The sequence below is a fragment of the Bradyrhizobium sp. ISRA442 genome, assembly GCF_038085055.1.
Taxonomy (GTDB): domain Bacteria; phylum Pseudomonadota; class Alphaproteobacteria; order Rhizobiales; family Xanthobacteraceae; genus Bradyrhizobium.
This window is the reverse complement of record NZ_JALGCN010000022.1, coordinates 31,833-51,703: the sequence shown is the minus strand read 5'-3', so window position 1 is coordinate 51,703 and position 19,871 is coordinate 31,833. Positions and strand designations below refer to the sequence as shown.

20 protein-coding genes are annotated in these 19,871 nt (G+C 64.2%); 10 read left to right on the top strand and 10 right to left on the bottom strand.

The genetic code is table 11. The annotated features are described in order from the left end of the window. Positions 1-119 precede the first annotated feature (119 nt). Positions 120-293: a DUF1328 domain-containing protein gene (locus MTR72_RS32185; protein ID WP_027534540.1), complete on the top strand. Its 174-nt coding sequence runs from the start codon at positions 120-122 to the stop codon at positions 291-293. Positions 294-492: 199 nt separating this feature from the next. On the opposite strand, the gene MTR72_RS32180 is transcribed toward MTR72_RS32185, so the two are convergent. Next, positions 493-852 carry a DUF427 domain-containing protein gene (locus MTR72_RS32180; protein ID WP_280969993.1) on the bottom strand — a complete coding sequence of 120 codons (360 nt, stop codon included), beginning with the start codon at positions 850-852 and terminating at the stop codon, positions 493-495. 186 nt (positions 853-1,038) lie between these two features. Here MTR72_RS32180 and MTR72_RS32175 point away from each other — a divergent pair, with 186 nt between their 5' ends. Further along, a complete protein-coding gene (locus tag MTR72_RS32175; RefSeq protein WP_027552574.1) occupies positions 1,039-1,275 on the top strand; it encodes a BolA family protein in 237 nt (78 codons plus the stop codon). Between the two features lie 26 nt (positions 1,276-1,301). Next, on the top strand, positions 1,302-2,495 hold the full coding sequence (locus MTR72_RS32170; protein WP_341511796.1) for a low temperature requirement protein A: 1,194 nt from the start codon (positions 1,302-1,304) through the stop codon (positions 2,493-2,495). A 102-nt stretch (positions 2,496-2,597) separates the two neighbouring features. Here MTR72_RS32170 and egtD read toward each other — a convergent pair whose 3' ends face one another. Then, the gene (gene egtD / locus MTR72_RS32165) at positions 2,598-3,569 is read right to left on the bottom strand and encodes an L-histidine N(alpha)-methyltransferase (RefSeq protein ID WP_341511795.1); all 972 of its coding nucleotides are present in this window, start codon (positions 3,567-3,569) and stop codon (positions 2,598-2,600) included. 51 nt (positions 3,570-3,620) lie between these two features. After that, positions 3,621-4,868: an ergothioneine biosynthesis protein EgtB gene (gene egtB / locus MTR72_RS32160; protein ID WP_445819652.1), complete on the bottom strand. Its 1,248-nt coding sequence runs from the start codon at positions 4,866-4,868 to the stop codon at positions 3,621-3,623. Between the two features lie 289 nt (positions 4,869-5,157). Between egtB and grxD the strand changes: the two genes are divergently transcribed. The 4 genes from grxD to MTR72_RS32140 are packed head-to-tail and all read left to right on the top strand — an operon-like array spanning position 5,158 to position 8,642. Continuing rightward, positions 5,158-5,490, top strand: coding sequence for a Grx4 family monothiol glutaredoxin (gene grxD / locus MTR72_RS32155; RefSeq protein ID WP_280969997.1), 333 nt, complete (start codon positions 5,158-5,160; stop codon positions 5,488-5,490). 3 nt (positions 5,491-5,493) lie between these two features. Continuing rightward, a complete protein-coding gene (locus MTR72_RS32150; protein WP_341511793.1) occupies positions 5,494-6,048 on the top strand; it encodes an O-acetyl-ADP-ribose deacetylase in 555 nt (184 codons plus the stop codon). Between the two features lie 43 nt (positions 6,049-6,091). After that, positions 6,092-7,378, top strand: a complete 1,287-nt coding sequence (locus MTR72_RS32145; RefSeq protein ID WP_341511792.1) for a serine hydrolase domain-containing protein — start codon at positions 6,092-6,094, stop codon at positions 7,376-7,378. 1 nt (position 7,379) lies between these two features. Then, positions 7,380-8,642, top strand: coding sequence for a serine hydrolase domain-containing protein (locus tag MTR72_RS32140; protein ID WP_341511791.1), 1,263 nt, complete (start codon positions 7,380-7,382; stop codon positions 8,640-8,642). Between the two features lie 3 nt (positions 8,643-8,645). On the opposite strand, the gene MTR72_RS32135 is transcribed toward MTR72_RS32140, so the two are convergent. The 6 genes from MTR72_RS32135 to murI all read right to left on the bottom strand — a co-directional run bounded on the left by MTR72_RS32135 (position 8,646) and on the right by murI (position 13,680). Beyond that, positions 8,646-9,713, bottom strand: coding sequence for a threonine aldolase family protein (locus MTR72_RS32135; protein ID WP_341511790.1), 1,068 nt, complete (start codon positions 9,711-9,713; stop codon positions 8,646-8,648). An 86-nt stretch (positions 9,714-9,799) separates the two neighbouring features. Next, positions 9,800-10,417, bottom strand: a complete 618-nt coding sequence (gene rpsD / locus MTR72_RS32130; protein ID WP_212407322.1) for a 30S ribosomal protein S4 — start codon at positions 10,415-10,417, stop codon at positions 9,800-9,802. Between the two features lie 203 nt (positions 10,418-10,620). After that, entirely contained in the window at positions 10,621-11,400 is a 780-nt protein-coding gene (locus tag MTR72_RS32125; protein ID WP_341511789.1) for an acyltransferase, read from the bottom strand. Between the two features lie 106 nt (positions 11,401-11,506). Then, positions 11,507-11,890 carry a cupin domain-containing protein gene (locus MTR72_RS32120; RefSeq protein WP_280970003.1) on the bottom strand — a complete coding sequence of 128 codons (384 nt, stop codon included), beginning with the start codon at positions 11,888-11,890 and terminating at the stop codon, positions 11,507-11,509. Between the two features lie 67 nt (positions 11,891-11,957). Further along, a complete protein-coding gene (locus MTR72_RS32115; RefSeq protein ID WP_341511788.1) occupies positions 11,958-12,731 on the bottom strand; it encodes an HpcH/HpaI aldolase family protein in 774 nt (257 codons plus the stop codon). 151 nt (positions 12,732-12,882) lie between these two features. After that, positions 12,883-13,680: a glutamate racemase gene (gene murI, locus MTR72_RS32110; RefSeq protein WP_341511787.1), complete on the bottom strand. Its 798-nt coding sequence runs from the start codon at positions 13,678-13,680 to the stop codon at positions 12,883-12,885. A 179-nt stretch (positions 13,681-13,859) separates the two neighbouring features. Here murI and MTR72_RS32105 point away from each other — a divergent pair, with 179 nt between their 5' ends. Beyond that, positions 13,860-14,417, top strand: coding sequence for a cytochrome b (locus MTR72_RS32105; protein WP_341511786.1), 558 nt, complete (start codon positions 13,860-13,862; stop codon positions 14,415-14,417). 317 nt (positions 14,418-14,734) lie between these two features. Here MTR72_RS32105 and MTR72_RS32100 read toward each other — a convergent pair whose 3' ends face one another. After that, positions 14,735-15,541 carry a Crp/Fnr family transcriptional regulator gene (locus MTR72_RS32100; RefSeq protein ID WP_280970007.1) on the bottom strand — a complete coding sequence of 269 codons (807 nt, stop codon included), beginning with the start codon at positions 15,539-15,541 and terminating at the stop codon, positions 14,735-14,737. A 384-nt stretch (positions 15,542-15,925) separates the two neighbouring features. Here MTR72_RS32100 and MTR72_RS32095 point away from each other — a divergent pair, with 384 nt between their 5' ends. Together MTR72_RS32095 and MTR72_RS32090 are read left to right on the top strand one after the other, a co-directional pair. Beyond that, positions 15,926-17,833, top strand: a complete 1,908-nt coding sequence (locus MTR72_RS32095) for an acyl-CoA synthetase (RefSeq protein WP_341511785.1) — start codon at positions 15,926-15,928, stop codon at positions 17,831-17,833. Between the two features lie 141 nt (positions 17,834-17,974). Beyond that, positions 17,975-19,837, top strand: coding sequence for a caspase family protein (locus tag MTR72_RS32090; RefSeq protein ID WP_341511784.1), 1,863 nt, complete (start codon positions 17,975-17,977; stop codon positions 19,835-19,837). Positions 19,838-19,871: the final 34 nt, after the last annotated feature.

Sequence of the window (19,871 nt, the reverse complement as noted above, 5' to 3'; positions counted from 1 at the left end):
AGTTTGCGCCATCGCCCCCGCGTCCCGAAGGCCTCAGGAACCAGCGCGGTGTGGCGAAGTTAGGATTCACGAAAAGGTTGAGGCCGCCTGAAGCGGCCACCGACGCGTCGGAGCTGGCGATGACCATCCTGAAATGGGCGCTGATCTTCCTGCTGATTTCGATCGTGGCCGGCGTACTCGGGTTCACCGGCATCTCGGCTGCCTCCGCCGACATCGCCCGCTTCCTGTTCTACATCTTCGTCGTGATCTTCCTGGTGCTGCTGATATTGGGTCTCACGATATTCAGGGCGTAGCGAGGCTGCTCCGGCATTGTCAGTCGTCGTGCCCGGGCTTGTCCCGGGCATCCACGTGCTTTCGCGTTTGCGATGGCCAAGAACGCGGATGACCGGGACCCGGCTCCGCCGAAAGGCTTCGCCGGGCTACTCAGTATTGGGCCGGCGCAGCTTTAGCGAAGACGGCAAACCCGGCCATGACGGCGGGCCTACGTGGATGTTACCCCACTTCCTCGATCTTCACCTTGTCCGGGTAGAAGGCGAGATGGCCGGAAATCTCGGTCATCGCGGGGTAGGGCGTCTCATAGGTCCAGATCGCGTTGTCGAGTGTCGTGCCGTCGGCCTTGACGCTGTAATAGCTCGCGTCGCCCTTATAGGGGCAGTGGGTAACGCGGTCGGTACGCTCGAGCAGCGCCATGTTGGTGTCCTCGCGCGGCACGTATTGCACGGCCGGATACTTGGCCTCCTTCAGCGTCAGGGCCTTGGCGGTATCCGCGATCACGATGTCGCCCGCCGTCACGCGGACGCGCCGGGGGTTCGGGGTGATGGTGATGGGGTGGTCGGGGCCTGGAAGCTTCATGATTTCACGCCTTTTCGATCAATCTGCCGCGCGCGGCACTTTGTCGTGCCTTTATCCTGGTCGGATCGCGGATATAGTGGCTGGGTGCGTGACCTTGAAGACCGTTCACGCTAAGTTTGGCCCTGCCGGGTAGGGGACCCCGGCAGTGATTCGAAGCCGAACGAGACCAGAAGGAGCGCGACTCGAATGCCAATGGACGCCCGCGATATCGAGGCGATGATCAAAGCAGCGATCCCCGATGCCGAGGTAACCATCCGTGATCTTGCCGGCGACGGCGACCACTATGCCGCGACCGTAATTTCGGAATCCTTCCGCGGTAAGTCCCGCGTCCAGCAGCACCAAATCGTCTATCAGTCGCTGCGTGGCCAGATGGGCGGCGTGCTGCACGCGCTGGCGCTGCAGACCGGAGTGCCCGGGACCTGATTTAATCGCGGGACCGGGGGACGAAAATGGCTGCGGAGAATCCTCGCGGCGCGATGTTTCGTGTCATCGTCCCGAACCAGCACAGCCGCGTGACCTATGCCGAGCTGTTCTTCGATCTCGTCTTCGTCTTCGCGGTTACGCAAGTATCGCACACGCTGCTGCACCATTTCACCCCGCTGGGCGCGGTGCACGTCACGTTGCTGTTTCTCGCGGTGTGGTGGGTCTGGGTCTACACCACCTGGGTTACCAACTGGCTCAATCCCGAGCTGACGCCAGTCCGCATTCTGCTCTTCCTGATGATGCTCGGCGGCCTCGTGCTGTCGACGACGATCCCGACGGCGTTCGAGCGACGTGGACTGTGGTTTGCGATCGCCTATGCGAGCATGCAGGTCGGACGCACGGCATTCTGGCTGTTTGCAACCCCGCCGCAACGCACGCCGGTACGGCACAACGCCATCCGCATTCTGGTCTGGCTCTCCGCCTCCGCGATCTTCTGGATCCTCGGCGGCTTTGCGGAGGGCGAGACCCGGCTATGGCTTTGGATCGTCGCGCTGACGATCGAATACGTTTCACCCGCGGCCCGCTTCTGGGTTCCGAAGCTGGGCCTCTCGTCGATCGAGGCCTGGGCCGTTGAAGGTGGCCACATGGCCGAACGCTGCGCCGGGTTCATCATCATCGCGCTCGGCGAAGCCATTGTCGTCAACGGCGCGACCTTCGCCGAGCTGGACTGGACCACGGAGAACATTCTCGCCTTCGTCTCGGCCCTCGTCGGCAGCGTCGCGATGTGGTGGATCTACTTCCACAAGGGCGCCGAGGCCGGCTCCGAGCTGATCTCGAAGACCGCCGAATCCGGCCGGCTGGCACGGCTCGCCTATACCTATCTGCACCTGCCGATCGTCGCCGGCATCATCCTGACCGCGGTCTCGGACGAGCTGGTGCTGAAACATCCGACCGGCCACTCCGACATCCGGATCATCGTGAGTACGATCGGCGGGCCGCTGGTGTTCCTGGTCGGCACGATCCTGTTCAAGCATTCCATCCGCGGCTTCCTCCAACTCTCGCACGGCATCGGCATCGTCCTGCTGCTCGTGCTGAGCTGGTTTGCAGCCGATCTCTCGCCGTTATGGCTGTCGATCGCGACGAGCGTGATCATGATCGTGGTCGCCGTGTGGGAGTCGGTATCGCTGGGGTCGACACCGGCAGAGGCCGAGGAGCATTGAATCGCCGGCTGGCGGATCGACGATATCCGCACCAGGGAATCGGGATATCCTGACGCAACGGCTGACGGCGGCTCGAACTGGCGCGTTCGGCCCCGGAAGTGTTTACTCCGCGGCCTCCAATGCGTGCACCGAGAACATCTTCGCCGCATCCGTCCAGGTCTCGCGCACCCGCCAGCCGGCGCCCCGCGCCAGCGCAGCGAAGCGCTCGAGGCTGTATTTGTAGCTGCTCTCGGTGTGGATGCTTTCACCCGGCCGGAACGAGAAGCTCGTGCCCAGCATGCGCACGGTCTGGCTCTTCTTGCTGATCAGATGCATCTCGATGCGGTGCCGCTCGCGATTGTAGATCGCGCGATGGGTGAAGCCGGACAGATCGAAATTGCCGCCGAGCTCGCGGTTGATCCGCACCAGCACATTGAGATTGAAGCGGGCGGTGACGCCGGCGGCATCGTTGTAGGCGTCGTAGAGCACCCGCTCGTCTTTCTCGAGGTCGGCGCCGATGATCATCAGCGCGCCCTGACCGAGGATCTCGCGCGCGCTTCTGAGAAAGGCCTGGGCTTCCTGCGGCTCGAAATTGCCGATGGTTGAACCCGGGAAAAACCCGACCTTGGGCATCGATGCGACCGCCCTGGGCAGCTCGAATGGCGTGGTGAAGTCCGCGGCCACCGGATAGATGCTGAGCGAAGCAAAGTCCCGCTTGAGGCCGCTCGCTTGCGCCTTAAGGAAGTCGCCGGAAATGTCGACCGGCACATAGGCGGCGAACTTGCAGTGCTTGAGCAGCAGGCGGACTTTTGTGGTCGCGCCTGCGCCGAACTCGACCAGTGCGGCATGCTCCGGAATGATCTTCGCAATCTCACTGCCGCGCTCCTTCAGGATCGCAAGCTCGGTGCGCGTCGGATAGTACTCCGGCAGGCGTGTGATCGCCTCGAACAATTCCGATCCCGCCGCGTCGTAGAAATATTTCGGCGACAGTTTTTTCGGCTGCCGCGATAGGTCCTCGATGGCCTCGCGGGCGAACGCGGTGGTCTGCTCGTCGGGAAGATGGGCCTCGGCCAAAGCGCTGGCGTGCACATTCATGATACTCTCCTGAACGCGCTGTCCGGCGCGCGGTTGTCGTCGGATGAGAACTCAGTCGTAGTCGGCGAGCCGCAATCCCGTGAATTGCCAACGGTGGTGGGGATAGAAGAAATTGCGATAGGTAATACGGCTGTGCCCGCCCGGGGTTGCAAGCGAGGAGCCGCGCAGCACGAGCTGGTTGACCATGAACTTGCCGTTGTACTCGCCAAGCGCCCCTTCGATCGCGCGATAGCCGGGGTAGGGCGAATATGAGCTGCGCGTCCATTGCCAGACGATGCCGAAGGCGTCGTTGAGCTGGCCGGCGCGGGCGGCGACCTCCCATTCCATCTCGGTCGGCAGATGCTTTCCGGCCCAGCGCGCGAATGCATCCGCCTCGTAGTAGCTGACGTGGCAGACGGGCGCGTCGGGATCGACCGGCTTGAGGCCGGCCAGCGTCATCATATGCCACGCGCCATCGACCTCGCGCCAATGACCCGGGGCGTCCCAGCCCTCGTTGTTCACGGCGGCAAAGCCATCCATGAGCCACAGCGTCGCGGTCCGATAGCCGCCGTCGCGCATGAAGGCGAGCCATTCGCCGTTGGTGACGAGATTGCGCGCGATCCTGACCGGACCGACGAGCGCACGGTGCGCGGGCTTCTCGTTGTCGAAATGGAAGCTGTCGCCGGCATGCCCGATGCTGTGGATGCCTTCGTTGAGCGTCAGCCACGCCTCGCCCGCCAGTGTCGCAGCCGGGAAGCGCCACTCGGCGTCGTAGGCCGGCAGCACCGGATTCTGCGCAAACGCGTGCAGGATGTCGGTGAACATCAATTCCTGATGCTGTTGCTCATGATTGAGGCCGACCTCGACCAGCGGCGCGATCGCGCGGAGCTTGTCCGCATCGGCCTCGCGGAAGAATCTCACCACCGCTTCATCGACATATTTGCGATAGGCGGTGACCTGATCGGCGCTCGGGCGCGTGATGTCGCCGCGGCGATGCCGGGCGTGACGGGGGCCAGCGCTGACGTAATAAGAATTGAACAGGAACGCGAAGTCGCGATGAAACGGCCGGTAGTCGGGACAATGTTCGCCGAGCAAAAACTGCTCGAAAAACCACGTCGTATGTGCCCGGTGCCATTTCGCAGGACTCGCATCCGGCATGGACTGGATCTGCTGGTCCTCGGGCGAAAGCGGCGCGGCACGGCGCTCGGTCTCGCTGCGGACGGCGAGAAACGCCTCCTCCAGTGTCTGGGCGAGGCCGCCCGGCACGGACAATGGTGACGAAAGCGGTGGCGTGGTCGTGGCGGAGGCTTGTTTCGTCACGTGTTTCTCCAGACAGGACAAGAGAACGTTGGTGGCGTAGTCCGGTTCCAAAATTCAGGTTCGTCCTAGATAGGGCCTCCGTTACGGGATAAAAGTCCTCCCCGGCGATGATATTGGCGTCATCAGCCCATCGCCCCGCCGGGCTCCCGAGGGGGCGCCCGGAGCCTCGTCGCCGCCATTTTACTTTGGATGCACAATAGTTTGGGCTACATATATAGGCAGGATCGGGTTAAATCGGCGGAGCCGCCCGAAGCGATTGTTGAGGGCTCCGCCCCAGAAGGACATGGATATGAGCATCGAGGAATTCATCGACAGCGAAGTGAAGTCGAACGACGTGGTTCTGTTCATGAAGGGCACGCCGCAGTTTCCGCAGTGCGGTTTTTCCGGCCAGGTCGTCCAGATCCTCGATCATCTCGGGGTCGGCTATAAGGGCCTCAACGTTCTCGAATCCGCCGAGCTGCGCAACGGCATCAAGGTCTATTCGAACTGGCCGACCATCCCGCAGCTCTATGTTAAGGGCGAGTTCGTCGGCGGCTGCGACATCGTCCGCGAGATGTTTCAGGCCGGCGAGTTGCAGCAGCTCTTCTCGGACAAGGGCGTCGCGGTCAACGCCGCGGTCTGACGCATGCCGGAGCTGACGTGCCGGATTGGCGGCGCCCAGCTCGAGATCATTGTTGCCGACATCACAACGCTGAGCGTTGACGCCATCGTCAACGCGGCCAACACGTCGCTCCTCGGCGGGGGCGGCGTGGATGGAGCGATCCATCGGGCAGCCGGTCCCGAACTCGTCGCCGAATGCCGCATGCTCCATGGCTGCAAGACAGGCGACGCCAAGATCACCAAGGGGTATCGGCTCAAGGCAGCCCACGTGATCCACACGGTGGGACCGGTGTGGAACGATGGTACAAGCGGCGAGGACGATCTGCTCGCCTCCTGCTATCGTCGATCTCTGGCGCTGTGCCGGAAGCATGAGCTGACTTCGGTGGCGTTTCCCGCAATTTCGACCGGTGTCTACCGCTTCCCCGCCGACCGGGCCGCCGATATTGCCGTCCGCACCACGATCGAAGCGCTGCCGGAGGCACCTTCCGTCACCCGCGTCGTGTTTTGCTGCTTCTCGGAGCCGAGCGCCGCCCTCCATGCCGAGGCACTCAATCGGCACAGCGGCTCTTGTGCCGACTGAGCCGGTCAGTACACTCCGCCGGACCATGTTCCGGGGAGGGGATATGACTTCATATTTTGGGCTGCGCGCGCTGCTTTGCGGCGCCTTGATATCTTTTGGCGCAATGTCGCTGGCGCAGGCGGAGGGGACTTACGAAGTTCCGGCCGGCGCGCATTTCAATCAGGACAAGCTCGCCAAGATTAGTGAGTTCTTCAAGAACGAGGTTGCCACCGGCAAGATCGCCGGCGCGACGGTGCTGATCCGCCAGCACGGCAAGCCGGTCTATCACGAGGCGTTCGGCGTACAGGACGTCATCAGCAAGGCGCCGATCACGGACAAGACGATTTTCCGCCTGTTCTCAATGACCAAGGCGATCACATCGGTGGTCGCGATGCGATTGATCGAGGACGGCAAGATCAAGCTCGACGATCCCGTCTCGAAATACATCCCCTCGTTTGCCAATGTGAAGGTCGGCGTCGAGAAGAAGGCCGAGGATCGCACTAGGTCGCTCGAGCTGGTGCCGCCCAACCGGCCGCTGACGGTGCACGACCTGATGACGCACACCTCCGGCGTCACCTATGGCTTTTATGGCGACAGCCTGGTCCGCAAGGCCTATCGCGACGCGAATATCTATGCGGGCGATTTCGATCTTGCCGAGTTTGCCGAGCGCATCGCCAAGTTGCCGCTGCACAACCAGCCGGGCGCGCTCTGGCAGTACGGCCATTCCACCGACATCCTGGCGCGCGTCATGGAAGTCGCCACCGGCAAGTCACTGCTCGAGATCGAGCGGGAAAAGCTGCTCGATCCGCTCGGCATGGTCGACACCGGCTTCTTCGTCACCGATCCGGCGAAGCAGAAGCTTCTGGCGCAGCCTGTGCCGAACGACAGCGATTTCCGGGTCGGCCGGATCAACGATCCGACCGTGGTCAAGAAGTGGCAGTCCGCCAGCGGCGGCATGGTCTCGACCATGGCGGATTACGAACGCTTTGCGCAGATGCTGCTCAACGGCGGCAGCCTCGACGGCAAGACCATTCTCAAGCCGGAGACGTTCAAGCTGATGGTGACCGACCAGGTCGGCCCCAACTCGGGCGTCGATCGCGATTACTTCTACTTCCCCGGCGATGGCTTCGGCTTCGGGCTCGGGCTTGCGGTTCGCACCGATCCCGGCAACGCCAAGCCGCCACCGCCCGGCGATCTCGGCGAATTGAAGTGGGACGGCGCCTCCGGCTGCTATTTCGTGATCGACCCCAAGCAGGACATGTTCTTCGTGCTCTTGGAGCAGACCCCGACCGAGCGCCAGCGCGTGCAGCGGACACTGAAGCAGTTGGTTTATGAAGCGATGGAGAAGTGACATGTGCGGGCGCCGCGCGCTCATCGCGGCGCTCGTCCTTTTGTTCGGTGCAATCGGTGCGCAGGCGGGCTCCGAGCGACGCGTTGCGCACTATTTCTCGCCCGAAGGGCTGGCAAAGGTCTCCGACTACATCAGGAACGAGATCGCGACCGGCAAAATTCCCGGCGCCATTCTGCTGCTGCAGCAGCACGGCAAGCCGGTCTACTACGAGAATTTCGGCGTCCGTGATGTCGCGACCGAGATTTCGATGAGCGCGGACACGATCTTCCGTCTCTATTCGATGTCGAAGCCGATCACCTCGGTCATGGTGATGATGCTGGTCGAGGAGGGCAGGCTCGCGCTCGACGATCCCGTCTCGAAATACATTCCGGCCTTTGCCGGCATGAAGGTCGGCGTCGAGACCAAGGCCGAGGACGGCAAGACCGCGCTGGTATTGGAGCCGCTCAATCGTCCGATCACGATCAAGGATCTGCTGCGTCACACTTCCGGGCTGCCCTATGGCTATTATGGCGGCGGCGCGGTGCACCAGCTCTATGCGGAGGCCAACCTCTTCAACGGCGATCTCACCAATGCCGACTTCGTCGCTAAGATCGCCACGCTGCCGCTGGCCGAGCAGCCGGGCACGGTGTGGGACTACGGCTATTCCACCGACGTGCTCGGTCGTGTCGTCGAGGTGATCTCGGGGAAAACGCTGCTGCAGTTCGAGAAGGAGCGGCTGCTTGATCCGCTCGGGATGAGCGAGACTGCATTCTACGTTGCCGATCCCGCCAAATTTTCGCGCATTGCCGAGCCGATGCCGGATGACCGCAACATCAATCCGACGACGCAGGTCCGCGACATCAGGCGACCGCTGAAATGGCAATCGGGCGGCGGCGGCATGGTCGGCACAGTCGGCGACTACGCCCGTTTCGCGCAGATGCTGCTGAATGGCGGCACCTATGAAGGTCGGCGCTATCTGAAGCCCGAGACCATCGCATTGATGGCGTCGGATCATATCGGGCCTGAGACAAGGATCGCGCGCGACCAGAACTATTATCCGGGCGCAACCAGCGGTTTCGGCTTCGGCTTTGCGGTGCGCACCTCGGTGCCGCCGACCACCTCGTGGCCGCTCGGCGAGTATCGCTGGGACGGCGTGGGCGGCACCTTCTTCTTCATCGATCCCGAGGACGACCTGTTCGGGATCTTCATGGTGCAGACCCCATCGCAGCGCGGCCGGATTCAACTGGCGCTGAAGACGCTGATCTATCAGGCCATGGGGCGCTGAGCGCTACGCGCCGCGTACGATCTCGCGGACGTGGCCGATCGTCTCCTCGATCTGGCTCGCGGTGACGTCGAGATGCGTGCAGGCGCGGATGCGCCCATCCATCATCGCGAGCATCACGCCGCGCTGGCGTAACGCCGCAATCATCTTGTCGCCGGGAATGCCGGCGCCGTCCGGCTTGAAGAACACAAGGTTGGTCTCGGGCTCCTGCACGTCGATGCCTGCGATCTGCGACAGCCCGCGTGCCAGCGCGCGTGCATTGGCGTGGTCGTCGGCAAGCCGCTCGACGTGATGGTCGAGCGCGTAGATGCAGGCGGCCGCACAGATGCCGGCCTGTCGCATCGAGCCGCCGAGGCGCTGCTTCCACTGCCAGACCGCGTCGATGAAGGCGCGCGAACCCGCGAGCGCGCCGCCGATCGGTGCGCCGAGGCCCTTGGAGAAGTCGATCCAGGCCGAGTCCCAGCCGGCGGTCATGTCGCGCGCGGAGATGCCGGTCGCGACCGTGGCGTTCAGGAGGCGCGCACCGTCCATGTGGGTGGCGAGGCCGTTTGCTTTCGCGATGGCGACGATCTCGTCCAGCGCCGCTTTCTTCCAGATCGTGCCGCCGCCGATATTGGCGGTCTGCTCGACGCTGACGATCGTCTGCGAGGGCTGGTAGCGGGTGCGCGGATGGAGCGCCTTGCGGAACGTCTCCGGCGTGAACTGGCCGTCGGGGCCCTTTAGTTGCGTAACCTGGAAGCCGCCGAGCGCGGCGTGGGCGCCGCCCTCGCGGGCGATGATGTGCGCGGTCTCATGCGCGAGGATCTCGTCGCCGGGACGGCAGTGCACCAGCGTTGCCGTGACGTTGCACATCGTGCCCGACGGCATGAACACCGCGGCCTCCTTGCCGAGGAGATCGGCGACGCGTTCGCACAGCGCGTTCACGGTCGGATCATCGCCGACCTGCTCGTCGCCGACTTCGGCGCGCGCCATCGCCTCGCGCATGGCAGCGGTCGGCCGCGTCTGCGTGTCCGAGAGCAGGTTGACGCGCACCGGCGGCGCCTTGGGATCGACGGGGGGAGGGGTGTAGAGCATGGGGCGCCTCCTGACGGCGGGACGGCCACTGAGGTGGCTCTTAAGCAAAAAGGCCCCGGCGAACCGGGGCCTTTCGAATTTCGTTATTAGCGCGAATAGAATTCGACGACCAGATGGGGCTCCATCTGCACCGGGAACGGTACGTCGGAGAGGCCGGGGATGCGCGCGTATTTTGCGGTCATCTTACCGTGGTCGACTTCGAGATAGTCGGGCACGTCGCGCTCGGCGAGCTGGCTCGCCTCCAGCACGTGGGCGAGCTGCTTGGAGGCTTCCTTGACCTCGATCACGTCGCCGACCTTGAGCTGGTAGCTCGAGATGTTGACCTTGCGGCCGTTCACCTTGATGTGGCCGTGGTTGATGAACTGACGCGCGGCGAAGATCGTGGAGACGAACTTGGCGCGGTAGACGACCGCATCGAGACGGCGCTCGAGCAGGCCGATCAGGTTCTCGCCGGTGTCACCCTTGAGGCGGCTCGCCTCGACATAGATGCCGTGGAACTGGCGCTCGGAGATGTTGGCGTAGTAGCCCTTGAGCTTCTGCTTGGCGCGGAGCTGCACGCCGAAGTCGGAGAGCTTACCCTTGCGGCGCTGGCCATGCTGGCCGGGGCCGTATTCGCGGCGGTTCACGGGGCTCTTCGGGCGGCCCCAGATGTTCTGGCCCATACGGCGATCGATCTTGTACTTCGCCTCACTGCGCTTAGTCATCGCGTCCTCTTAGGGTTCATGATTTGAGGAGACGCGCCCTCCTGTGTGACGGGCTAGCCCGGCACCGACAGGTCCAATCCCCAAAGCTTGGAAAGGAACAGGACCACGGGTCGCGAAACGCTTCGCGGGCCGAAATCGGCCCGCGAGCAGGGGGCTTTTAGGGGAGTTTGGGCTGTCCTGTCAACGCGAATAGCCCGCTGCCGTCACGTCCTGACTGCCCGGACCGGCTTCGGCTCGGCCGCTGACCGGGTCCCCCTTAATTCGGCAGCGATTTCAGTGTTCAGGACCTGTTCCAGCTTGGTCAGGACCCGGGCGATCGGGGCGGCATCGGTCACCCGGTGGTCCCAGCGGATCACGACATGGATGGTCTGGTCGCGCCCGACCACCCCATAGCTGACGATGAAGGGGCCGGGCGTGATGGCCTGGAGCTCGCCGCCGCCATAGGCGGCGACCGAGGTCACGGAGAAGCTGCCGAACCAGTTGCCCCGCTGGCGGCCGAAATTCAGCCCCACCGCCCAGGACAGCCGTCGCAGCGGCAGCGGCAGGCGGGTCGCCCGCATGATCTTGCGGAACATCGGCACATCCTGGATCGGCGCCGCCTTGGCATGCCTGATCTGGGCATCGATCTCGGCGAGCGGCAGGGCCTCCGGGGCCGCGACCCGCTGCGGCAGCACGCATTCCTCGCCGTCCTCGGTCCGCGCGATCGCAATCAGCGCCACGCTCTTGGGCAGCTCGTAAAGCGCCGGCCGGGGCCATTTGGCGTAGACCGTGCGCAGGATCGGCTCGTCCCGGGCAACGAGGGCGAAGGCCTTGACGAACATCGCGGCCCAACCGGCTGGCGCCAGCGCGGTGGCGCGCGCCTCGAGCAAGGGACGGATCTGAAGCGGTCGGGACAGGGAAACGAATGGCACGCTCATCGAGGCGCGCATGAGGTCGCAAATCAGACGGCGTGGCAGCGAAATGTGCTTTGGTGTACCGCGCATCGTTCTCCGGTTCCCGCGGATTGAAATGGGGTGCGGCGAGGGGCTCCCGCTCGCCGTCTGCACTAGCACGAACCAACCGGCTGGGGGCCGGTGTCGGTTCGGCCCATCATGGGGCTGGCGTCGCCAGCGGCTTGGTCTTGTCGACGATGTAGATCCCAAGGACTTTCAATGACTTGTCGCCATGGGTCTTGGCGTCATGCACGACGCCGGCCGGGATCTGGTAGGAATCGCCGGCTTTCAGATGCTTGTCCGGCTGACCCTCGATGACGAGGTCGGCCTCGCCCTCCAATACATAGCCCGTCTCGATCCCGGGATGAGTGTGGCGGCCGGCGGCGCCGCCCGGGGGCACTTCGGCGACGGCGGTCACCGTCGTGTAGCCTTCCGGAAAGTCGATCTTCTGGAGCGGGGTGCGCTTGATACCGGATTGCTGGGCGAAGGCCGAAAAAGCGAGGCCTGCGAAGGTCAGAGCGAGCAAAGTCTTCTTGATCATGAAAGTTCCTCCCTGGAGCGGCAGACCCTAGCAGCGCCGCCGTTCCCGGCAAGGCCAGCCCGTCCATTCAGCGCTTGATCCCCTCGAACGCGGCCATGATGCCGCGCTGGAACAGTGACCAGTCGAAGCCGAGCGCGATCGCGCGGTAGCCGCGGTCGATCAGCCGGTTGGCCTGCTCGGCGGTGCGCGCGACGCCGCCGATCGGCACGCCGCTTCTGAGGATGCCGACTTCGGCGCGGGCGATCAGCTCGAGCAGCTCCGGATCATCCATCTGCCCGCGCTTGTTGATGGAGGTCGCGAGATCGCCGGGGCCGATCACCGCGACGTCGATGCCGGGCGTGGCCATGATCTCGTCGATGCGGTTGACCGCGTCGACATGCTCGATGGTGATCATGCAGATCATCTCGTCGTCGGCGCCGGCCATGTAATCCGGCATCGACTGGCCCCAGCGGAATGGCGCGTGGAAGGGGCCCCAGAGACGGTCGCCGCGCGGTGGGTAGCGCACACTGCGCACCGCTTTCTCGGCGTCAGCGCGGTTGGTGATCATCGGAAAATTGATGCCGAAGGCGCCGATGTCCATCGGCGCCTTTGCAAGCCACGGCTCGTTGGCCGCGATCCGCACCAGCGGCGTGCAGGGCGTCCCCGTGGTGGCGGCGATCATCGCGTGCGCTTCCGACAGACCGATCGGTCCGTGCTCGAGATCGACGATGATCCAGTCGAGCGAGCGCGCCATGATCTGCACGGTCTGCACGCTCGGGATCGTCGCGATCGCGCCGAAGGCGGGACGGCCCTCGCGCCAAAGCTGGCGGAGACGGTTGAGCGGCGTTGATGGGACCGACATGGGAAACCTGCGGCGGGATGACGACGGCAGAGGCTAGCAGCCCGCCGCGTGGGCCGAAAGTCGGCTCTAAAGCGCGCCGCGCTTCAGCGCCTTAGTTTTGTTGGAGCATGATCTGGTCGGAAAACCGCTGCACACTTTTCCGGATCATGCTCTAAGCCGGCACGCGGCCGCCGAAGAACGGCATCAAGGCAGGCCCAAGCCCATGCGCGCGGTTCGAGGTGAAGATCATCTCGGCGCCGGTCTGGACGAGATCGGCAGCTTTCGGCCCCAGCAGATCCGAGACGCGGCGGGCGATCGCAGGCGCCGGATCGATCCAGTCGACCGGCCAGGGCGCAAGCTTCTTCAATCGTTCGAGCAGCAGCGGATAGTGCGTGCAGGCGAGCACGACCGTGTCGGTGCGCGCAGTCGCGTCCTCGGGGTCACCGACGAAGCAGGGTTTCAGTTCGGCGAGGATGTCGCCGTCGCTGATCGGCTTGCCGCCAAGCGCGGCTTCGGCGAGCGAGGCGAGCTCGGGCGAGCCGACCAGCGTCACCTCGCAGCCTTGCGCGAAGTCGCGGATCAGCGCGCGCGTATATTCGCGCTTCACCGTGCCCTTGGTGCCGAGCACCGAGACGCGGCGGGTCTTCGACTGCGCGCAGGCCGGTTTAATCGCCGGCACCGTACCGACGAAGGGCACGGAATAAGCGGCGCGTAGCTGCGATAGGACCAGGGTGGAAGCCGTGTTGCAGGCGATGACGATGAGGTCAGGATCGTGCGTGCCAATCAGTTCCCCCATCAGCGGCACCACGCGGGCGACGATCTCGTCCTCGCTGTGGTGGCCGTAGGGAAAGAAGGCATCGTCGGCGACATAAACGTAATGCGCGTCCGGGCGCGCGGCCACGACCTCGCGCAACACCGTGAGCCCGCCAAGGCCGGAATCGAACACCAGGATGGTCGGAGTATCGGTCACGTCGCTAGCTTAGCCCTCGCATGGTTACCATTCGGTTTTTGGGGCGCTTTTGCGGCCAAGCCGCCAGAATATTGATTTGGAACAATTCCATTTCGTAACTGCCGTCCTATCCCGCTATCAGGAAGCCGTGCTGCGGTGCGGGCGGCGACGACATACCCGCAAATTCCGGGGAAGCTGACATGATCAGAAATACGAATGCCGGCTGGGGCAGCGTCGCCCGATGGCTGCACTGGATCTTGGCGCTGGCGATCATCGGCATGATCGGCTTCGGCTGGTGGATGAACCACATCCCGGCGCGCCCCGACCGGTTCTTTTACCGTTGGATCCACGCCGACATCGGCTATGTGATCCTGCTGCTCACATTCATCCGCCTGGTCTGGCGCGCCATCAACCCCACGCCGGCGCTGCCGGCCGAGACCTCGCGCTGGCAGAAGATCGTCGCCCACGTCAGCCATGGCGCGCTCTATCTCGTCGTCATGCTGGTCGCGATGCTGGGCTGGGCGCATTCCGGTGCGCGTTCGCCCGACTACTCGGACTTCTTCGGCCTGTTTCACGTGCCGCAATTCACCTCTCCCGACCGCGCGGCAGCAGGCGCCTATGAGGACCGCCACATCTTCTTTGCCTATGTGCTGCTTGCGCTGATCGCGTTTCACCTGGTCGCCGCCCTCTGGCACCAGTTCATCCGCCGCGACCGTGTTGTGGCGCGGATGGTGACGGGCGAGGCCGAGGCGGGGTAGGGGCGTTTTCGCGAGGGCGTTGCGAGTGCTGTAGCCCCATACGCCGCTGTCATGCCCCGGCTTGGCCGGGGCATCCAGTACGCCGCGGCTGATCCGTATACTCGCGCCGCCTCTGGAATACTGGATCGCCCGCCTCAGTGCGCAATTGCGCACAAGGCGGGCGATGACAGTGAGACTATGCGACGCGCGCACCTCAATCGCGTCATTGCGAGCGCAGCGAAGCAATCCAGACAATCTCCGTCGAAAGATTCTGGATTGCTTCGCTGCGCTCGCAATGACGACACTATTAGTCCCGTCGTCGAACTATACGGCGCCGATCACGCGATCCTGTTCGTGGTCGCCGCCCGCTCTGCCGCGAGCTGGTCCTGCAGGCGCTGGATGTTCTGCAGCAGGCGCTGGCTGGTGAGGACCAGGAAGTAGTAGCCGAATTGCGGATCCTGGAAGTAGATCTCGAGCAGCCGATCATAGGTGATGGTCAGCACCTGTCCGTCTTCGATGCACTCGACCGTGCCGGTTCGGCGGTTGTCCGGCGTCAGGAAGCCGAGCTCTCCCATCAGGGTTCCGGGCAGGATCTCGACGTTGATCTCCTTGACCAGGAATTTTCCGGTGACCGTCAGGTACATCTCGTTCGCGGGATCGCGCAGCTTGAACAGGACATCGCCGCTGCGATATTTGCGCTCGGTCATGAACGGCTTGAGCCATTCGATCGACATGTCGCCTTCCGCTGCATGGCGCGCCTTCTTGACGAGCTTGAGCATCTGCCGCAGGCGTACGGCGTTGATCGGAAGCAGCAGCAGATACAGGAGGAACGTCGAGACGTTCGCCGAGAGCGCGCCGAAGGCGGCGAAGAACACGCAGCCGATCATGTTGACGACGCGCAACGGCACCATCGTCCGCATCAGCAAGGTGGCGACGAAGAAGCCGGCGCCGATGGCCGCGAGCAGATTGGCCAGCGTGATGTTGTGCAGAAAGATCTCCAGCAGCCGATTGAAGATCGCGTCGTAGGTGACGTCGTTGGGATCGAGGCCCATCTGGACCAAAATCTTCGCGATCCTGAGGTTGTCCGTTGCCGCGTCGAGAATGCGGTCGAGGATCGTCGAAATGTCTGCGCTGCTGGACGCCATGATATGTCCCCGCGTAAGGCCTTCAGTCCTGATCGATGGTCTTAAGACGTATAGCCGAAATCGAATGACGACCGCTTGAATGGAGTTTCCGGCGGTCCTGCCGCAAGGGGCAAATTTTAACCCGAACGGGAGTTTCGGCAATTGCCCGTTCGTTGCGCCTGTGATCCGAACAGATCGTGATTCGGCAGCGGGAGGGTTGTGAGCCGCACCAGATTCTCCGATCCAGCGTCAGCAGATATTGTCGCCGCAGTGCCGAGGCAATGGACGAACGCCAGTTCATCCATCATTCTGTCCGCGCTCGACCCACAATCGGTCGGGACCTCGCCTGAACCAAAATGTCAACGACAAGGGGCGGGGAATGAACATGAGGGAGGACGGAATACCATGGCGGGCATCCATGCGCTCGATCGGCTTATCGGCAACGACTATCCGGACCTTTTGACGGACGAAGAGGTCCGGGCCTTCGAGCAGGTCCCGTATGCGGATCGCGTTGCGGCCGAGAGCACCTATGACGCGATCCAGCTTGGAGCCGCACGCAACCCCGATGGGGCAGCGATCCAGTTCCTGCAAAATGCCGATCCGGCCGACACGCCGCTCGTCGTCAGCTACCGCGACTTCATCGCCCGCGTGACGCAGGCCGCCAACATGTTTCACGCGCTCGGCGCGGACAAGGACGACGTCATCAGCTTCATGCTGCCGCTGGTGCCCGACGCCTTCGTGACGTTGTTCGGCGCGGAGGCCGCGGGCATCGCCAACCCCGTCAATCCGCTGCTGGAGCCGCACCAGATCGCCGAGATTCTCGAGGCCGCGAACACCAGGATTCTGGTGGTGCTGGGGCCGATGCCGGGCACCGACATCTGGCAGAAGGTCGAGCAGATCCGCCCGCAGCTCAAACATCTCAAGGCGATCGTGCAGGTGGCCGGCGGCGGCGATCCCGACAAGGGAATCTACGCATTCAGCGACCTGATCAAGCAGCAGCCGTCCGACCGGCTCGTCAGCGGTCGTAAGATTCATCGCGACGACATCGCCGCCTATTTCCACACCGGCGGCACCACCGGCACGCCGAAGCTGGTCCGCCACACCCATGCCAACCAGGTCTATCAGGCGTGGGCGCTCGGTCTGATGCTGAAGTCGAAGCCCGGCGGCAACATGCTGTTCGGCATGCCGCTATTTCATGTCGGTGGCTCGTTGACGCAGGTGCTGCTGACGCTGTCGAGCGGCGGATCACTCGTCGTGCTGTCGCCGAGCGGATGGCGCAATCCGAATTCGGTGAAGAACATCTGGGGACTGGTCGAGCGCTTCAGGGTGGAGGCGCTGTCGAGCGTGCCGACGGTGCTCGCCGCCGCGCTCGCTGTGCCGCCGGGCAACGCCGACATCTCCAGCCTGAAATACGCCGCCGGCGGCGGCTCGGCGATACCCGTCGCCGTCGGCTCGGCGATCCAGGACAAGCTCAAGCTGCCGGTGGTCGAGGTCTACGGGATGACGGAGACGTCGAGCGTGCACACCCTGGCCTATCCGTCGCGGCCGATCCGGCTCGGCTCGGTCGGACTGCCGATGCCTTACGCACGCGTGCGCATCGTGCAGCTCGATGCCGATGGCCGCCTGATCCGCGACTGCGCGCCCGACGAGATCGGCGTCGTGATCATGGCGGGGCCGGGCGTGTTCGGCGGCTATCTCAACGACGAACACAACAAGGGCGCCTTCGTCGACGAGGTCTGGGTCAATTCCGGCGATCTCGGCCGGCTGGATCCCGACGGCTATCTCTGGATCACCGGCCGCGCCAAGGATCTCGTGATCCGCGGCGGCCACAACATCGATCCCGCACCGATCGAGGAGATCATGTTCCGCCATCCCGCCGTCGGCTTCGCCGCGGTCGTCGGGCAGCCCGACGCCTATGCCGGCGAGCTTCCCGTCGGCTACGTGCAGCTCAAGCCGGGCGCCAAGGTCGAGCCGGGCGAGCTGGAGGCGTGGGTGCGCGAGCGCACGCCGGAGCGCGCCGCCGTGCCCGTGCAGGTCATCCCGATCGACCCGATGCCGGTGACCGGCGTCGGCAAGGTGTTCAAGCCGCAGCTTCGCTGGGACGCTGCGCAGCGCGTGTTCACCAAGGTGCTGGCGCCGATCGCCGAGCGCGGCATCGACTGCAAGGTGCAGGTCGGCGCCCATGGCAGCCACGGCTCGATCGCCACGGTGACGCTCGCCGGGCTCCCGGAGGAAGAGCGCGAGCTGGTCGTTGGCGAGGTACACGCGCTGCTTGCACCGTTCGTGATGCGGCACGAGGTAGTGCACGCTTAGTGCAGCCCCCCGGATCAGGCCTGGCCTCAGCTCTCGCCAAATTCAGGCGAGGGCGCCTTGTGTGACGAATATCACATAGGACGATTTGGCATTCGGCCATGCTGCCAGTAGTGTTGTGGAATTGCATCCGGGGGGACTGCAGTGATTCCGTTTCGGCTTTTTGGATTATTGATTTTTGCGACCTGGCTGACTTACGGACCGGCTCACGCCGAGAAGCGGGTCGCGCTCGTCATCGGCAATTCGGCCTATAGAAGCGTGCCGCAGCTCGCCAATCCGGTGAGCGACGCGGGCCTGATCGGCGGCATGTTCAAGAGGGCCGGGTTCGACTCCGTCGAGGTCAAGCAGGACTTGAGCGGAGCCGAGATGCGCAAGGCGCTGCGCGAGTTCGGCACCCGTACGCGAGATGCCGACGTCGCGGTCGTCTACTACGCCGGACATGGCATGGAGGTCGATGGCAACAACTACCTGATTCCGACCGACGCCGCCCTCGAGACCGATACCGACGTTTACGACGAAGCGTTCCCGCTTGATCGCGTGCTGGTCGCCATCGAGCCGGCGAAACAGCTTCGCCTGGTCATCCTGGATGCCTGCCGCGACAACCCCTTCGCCAAGACCATGAAGCGGACGGTGGCCTCGCGGGCGATCGGCCGCGGTCTCGCCAAGATCGAACCGACCAGCCCGAACACGATGATCGCCTTTGCGGCGAAGGCCGGCTCGACCGCCTCCGACGGCGATTCCAAAAACAGTCCCTTTGCAACGGCGCTTGGCGATCATCTGCTGAAGCCCGGCCTCGATCTGCGCAAGGCGTTCGGCTTCGTGCGCGATGACGTCCTGAAGGCGACCGGCTACAAGCAGGAGCCGTTCGTCTATGGCTCGCTGGGCGGCGATGACGTGGCGCTGGTCCCGGCAAAGCCGGTCGCCGCCGGCCCGCAGGCCAATCCGCAGGACAGCGTCCGCCGCGACTACGAGCTGGCGTTGCAGGCCGGCCTCCGCGAGGCCTGGGAAGCATTTCTGCAAGCCTATCCCGACGGATTCTACGCCAATCTGGCGCGTGTTCAGTTGAAGAAGATTGCGGCCGAAGAGGAGCGGGCTGCGGCGACCGAGAAGGCGCGCCTTGCCGAACAGGAGAAGACGAGGCTCGCCAGCGAGCGGGCCCAGAAGGCGGAGCTGGAAAAGGCCACCGCTGCGGCGAAGGCTGCTGAGGAGGCGCGCATCGCCGCCGAGAAGGCCAAGCAGGTCGAGCAGGCCAGAGCCGAAGCGGCCGAGCAGCAACGCAAGGCGGCCGAAGCTGCCGCGGCGAAAGCGCTTGCGGAGAAGCAGGCGGCGGAGAAGGCCAAGGCCGAGCTTGCCGCAAAGCAGGCCGCGGAGAGGGCGTCACCCGAGCAGAGCGCAAAGCCGACAGCCGATCGGCAGATGGCTGAGAGCGAGAATCAGAAAGTGGCGGCTCTCTCGCCTGCGCCGACGTCGACGTTGTCGGCGGCTGATCTGACAAAATCCGTGCAGAGCGAACTGCGCCGCGTGGGCTGCCTTTCCGCCGCCGCCGACGGCGACTGGAGCGCCGTATCGCAGCGCTCGCTGACGCTCTTCAACAAATATGCCGGCACCCAGCTCGACGCGAAGCTCGCCAGCGTCGACGCGCTCGATGCGCTGAAAGCGAAGCCGGGCCGGGTCTGCCCGCTGGTGTGCAATCACGGCTTCAGGGCCGACGGCGATCAATGCGTCAAGATCACCTGCCGCGCCGGCTATCGCGTCAGCGACGACAATGAATGCGAGAAGGTCCAGGACAAGAAGCCGGTCGCGACGCGCGAGAATCCTTCGAGACGCGACGCGGAACGGAAAGCAACCGAATCCTCGCCGTCCAAACCTGAGGCGAGCGGGCAGATTATCTGCAGTTCGACCGGCTGTCGCCCGGTGCAAAAAGGGTGCCGGCTCGTGAGCGGGGTGATCCCCGGAAGGGTCAGCTCGAATGTCACGACTGGCGGGAATTACGAGGTGTGCAACTAGCCGACGGCGAACTAAGCAGTGGACCAGCATCCGC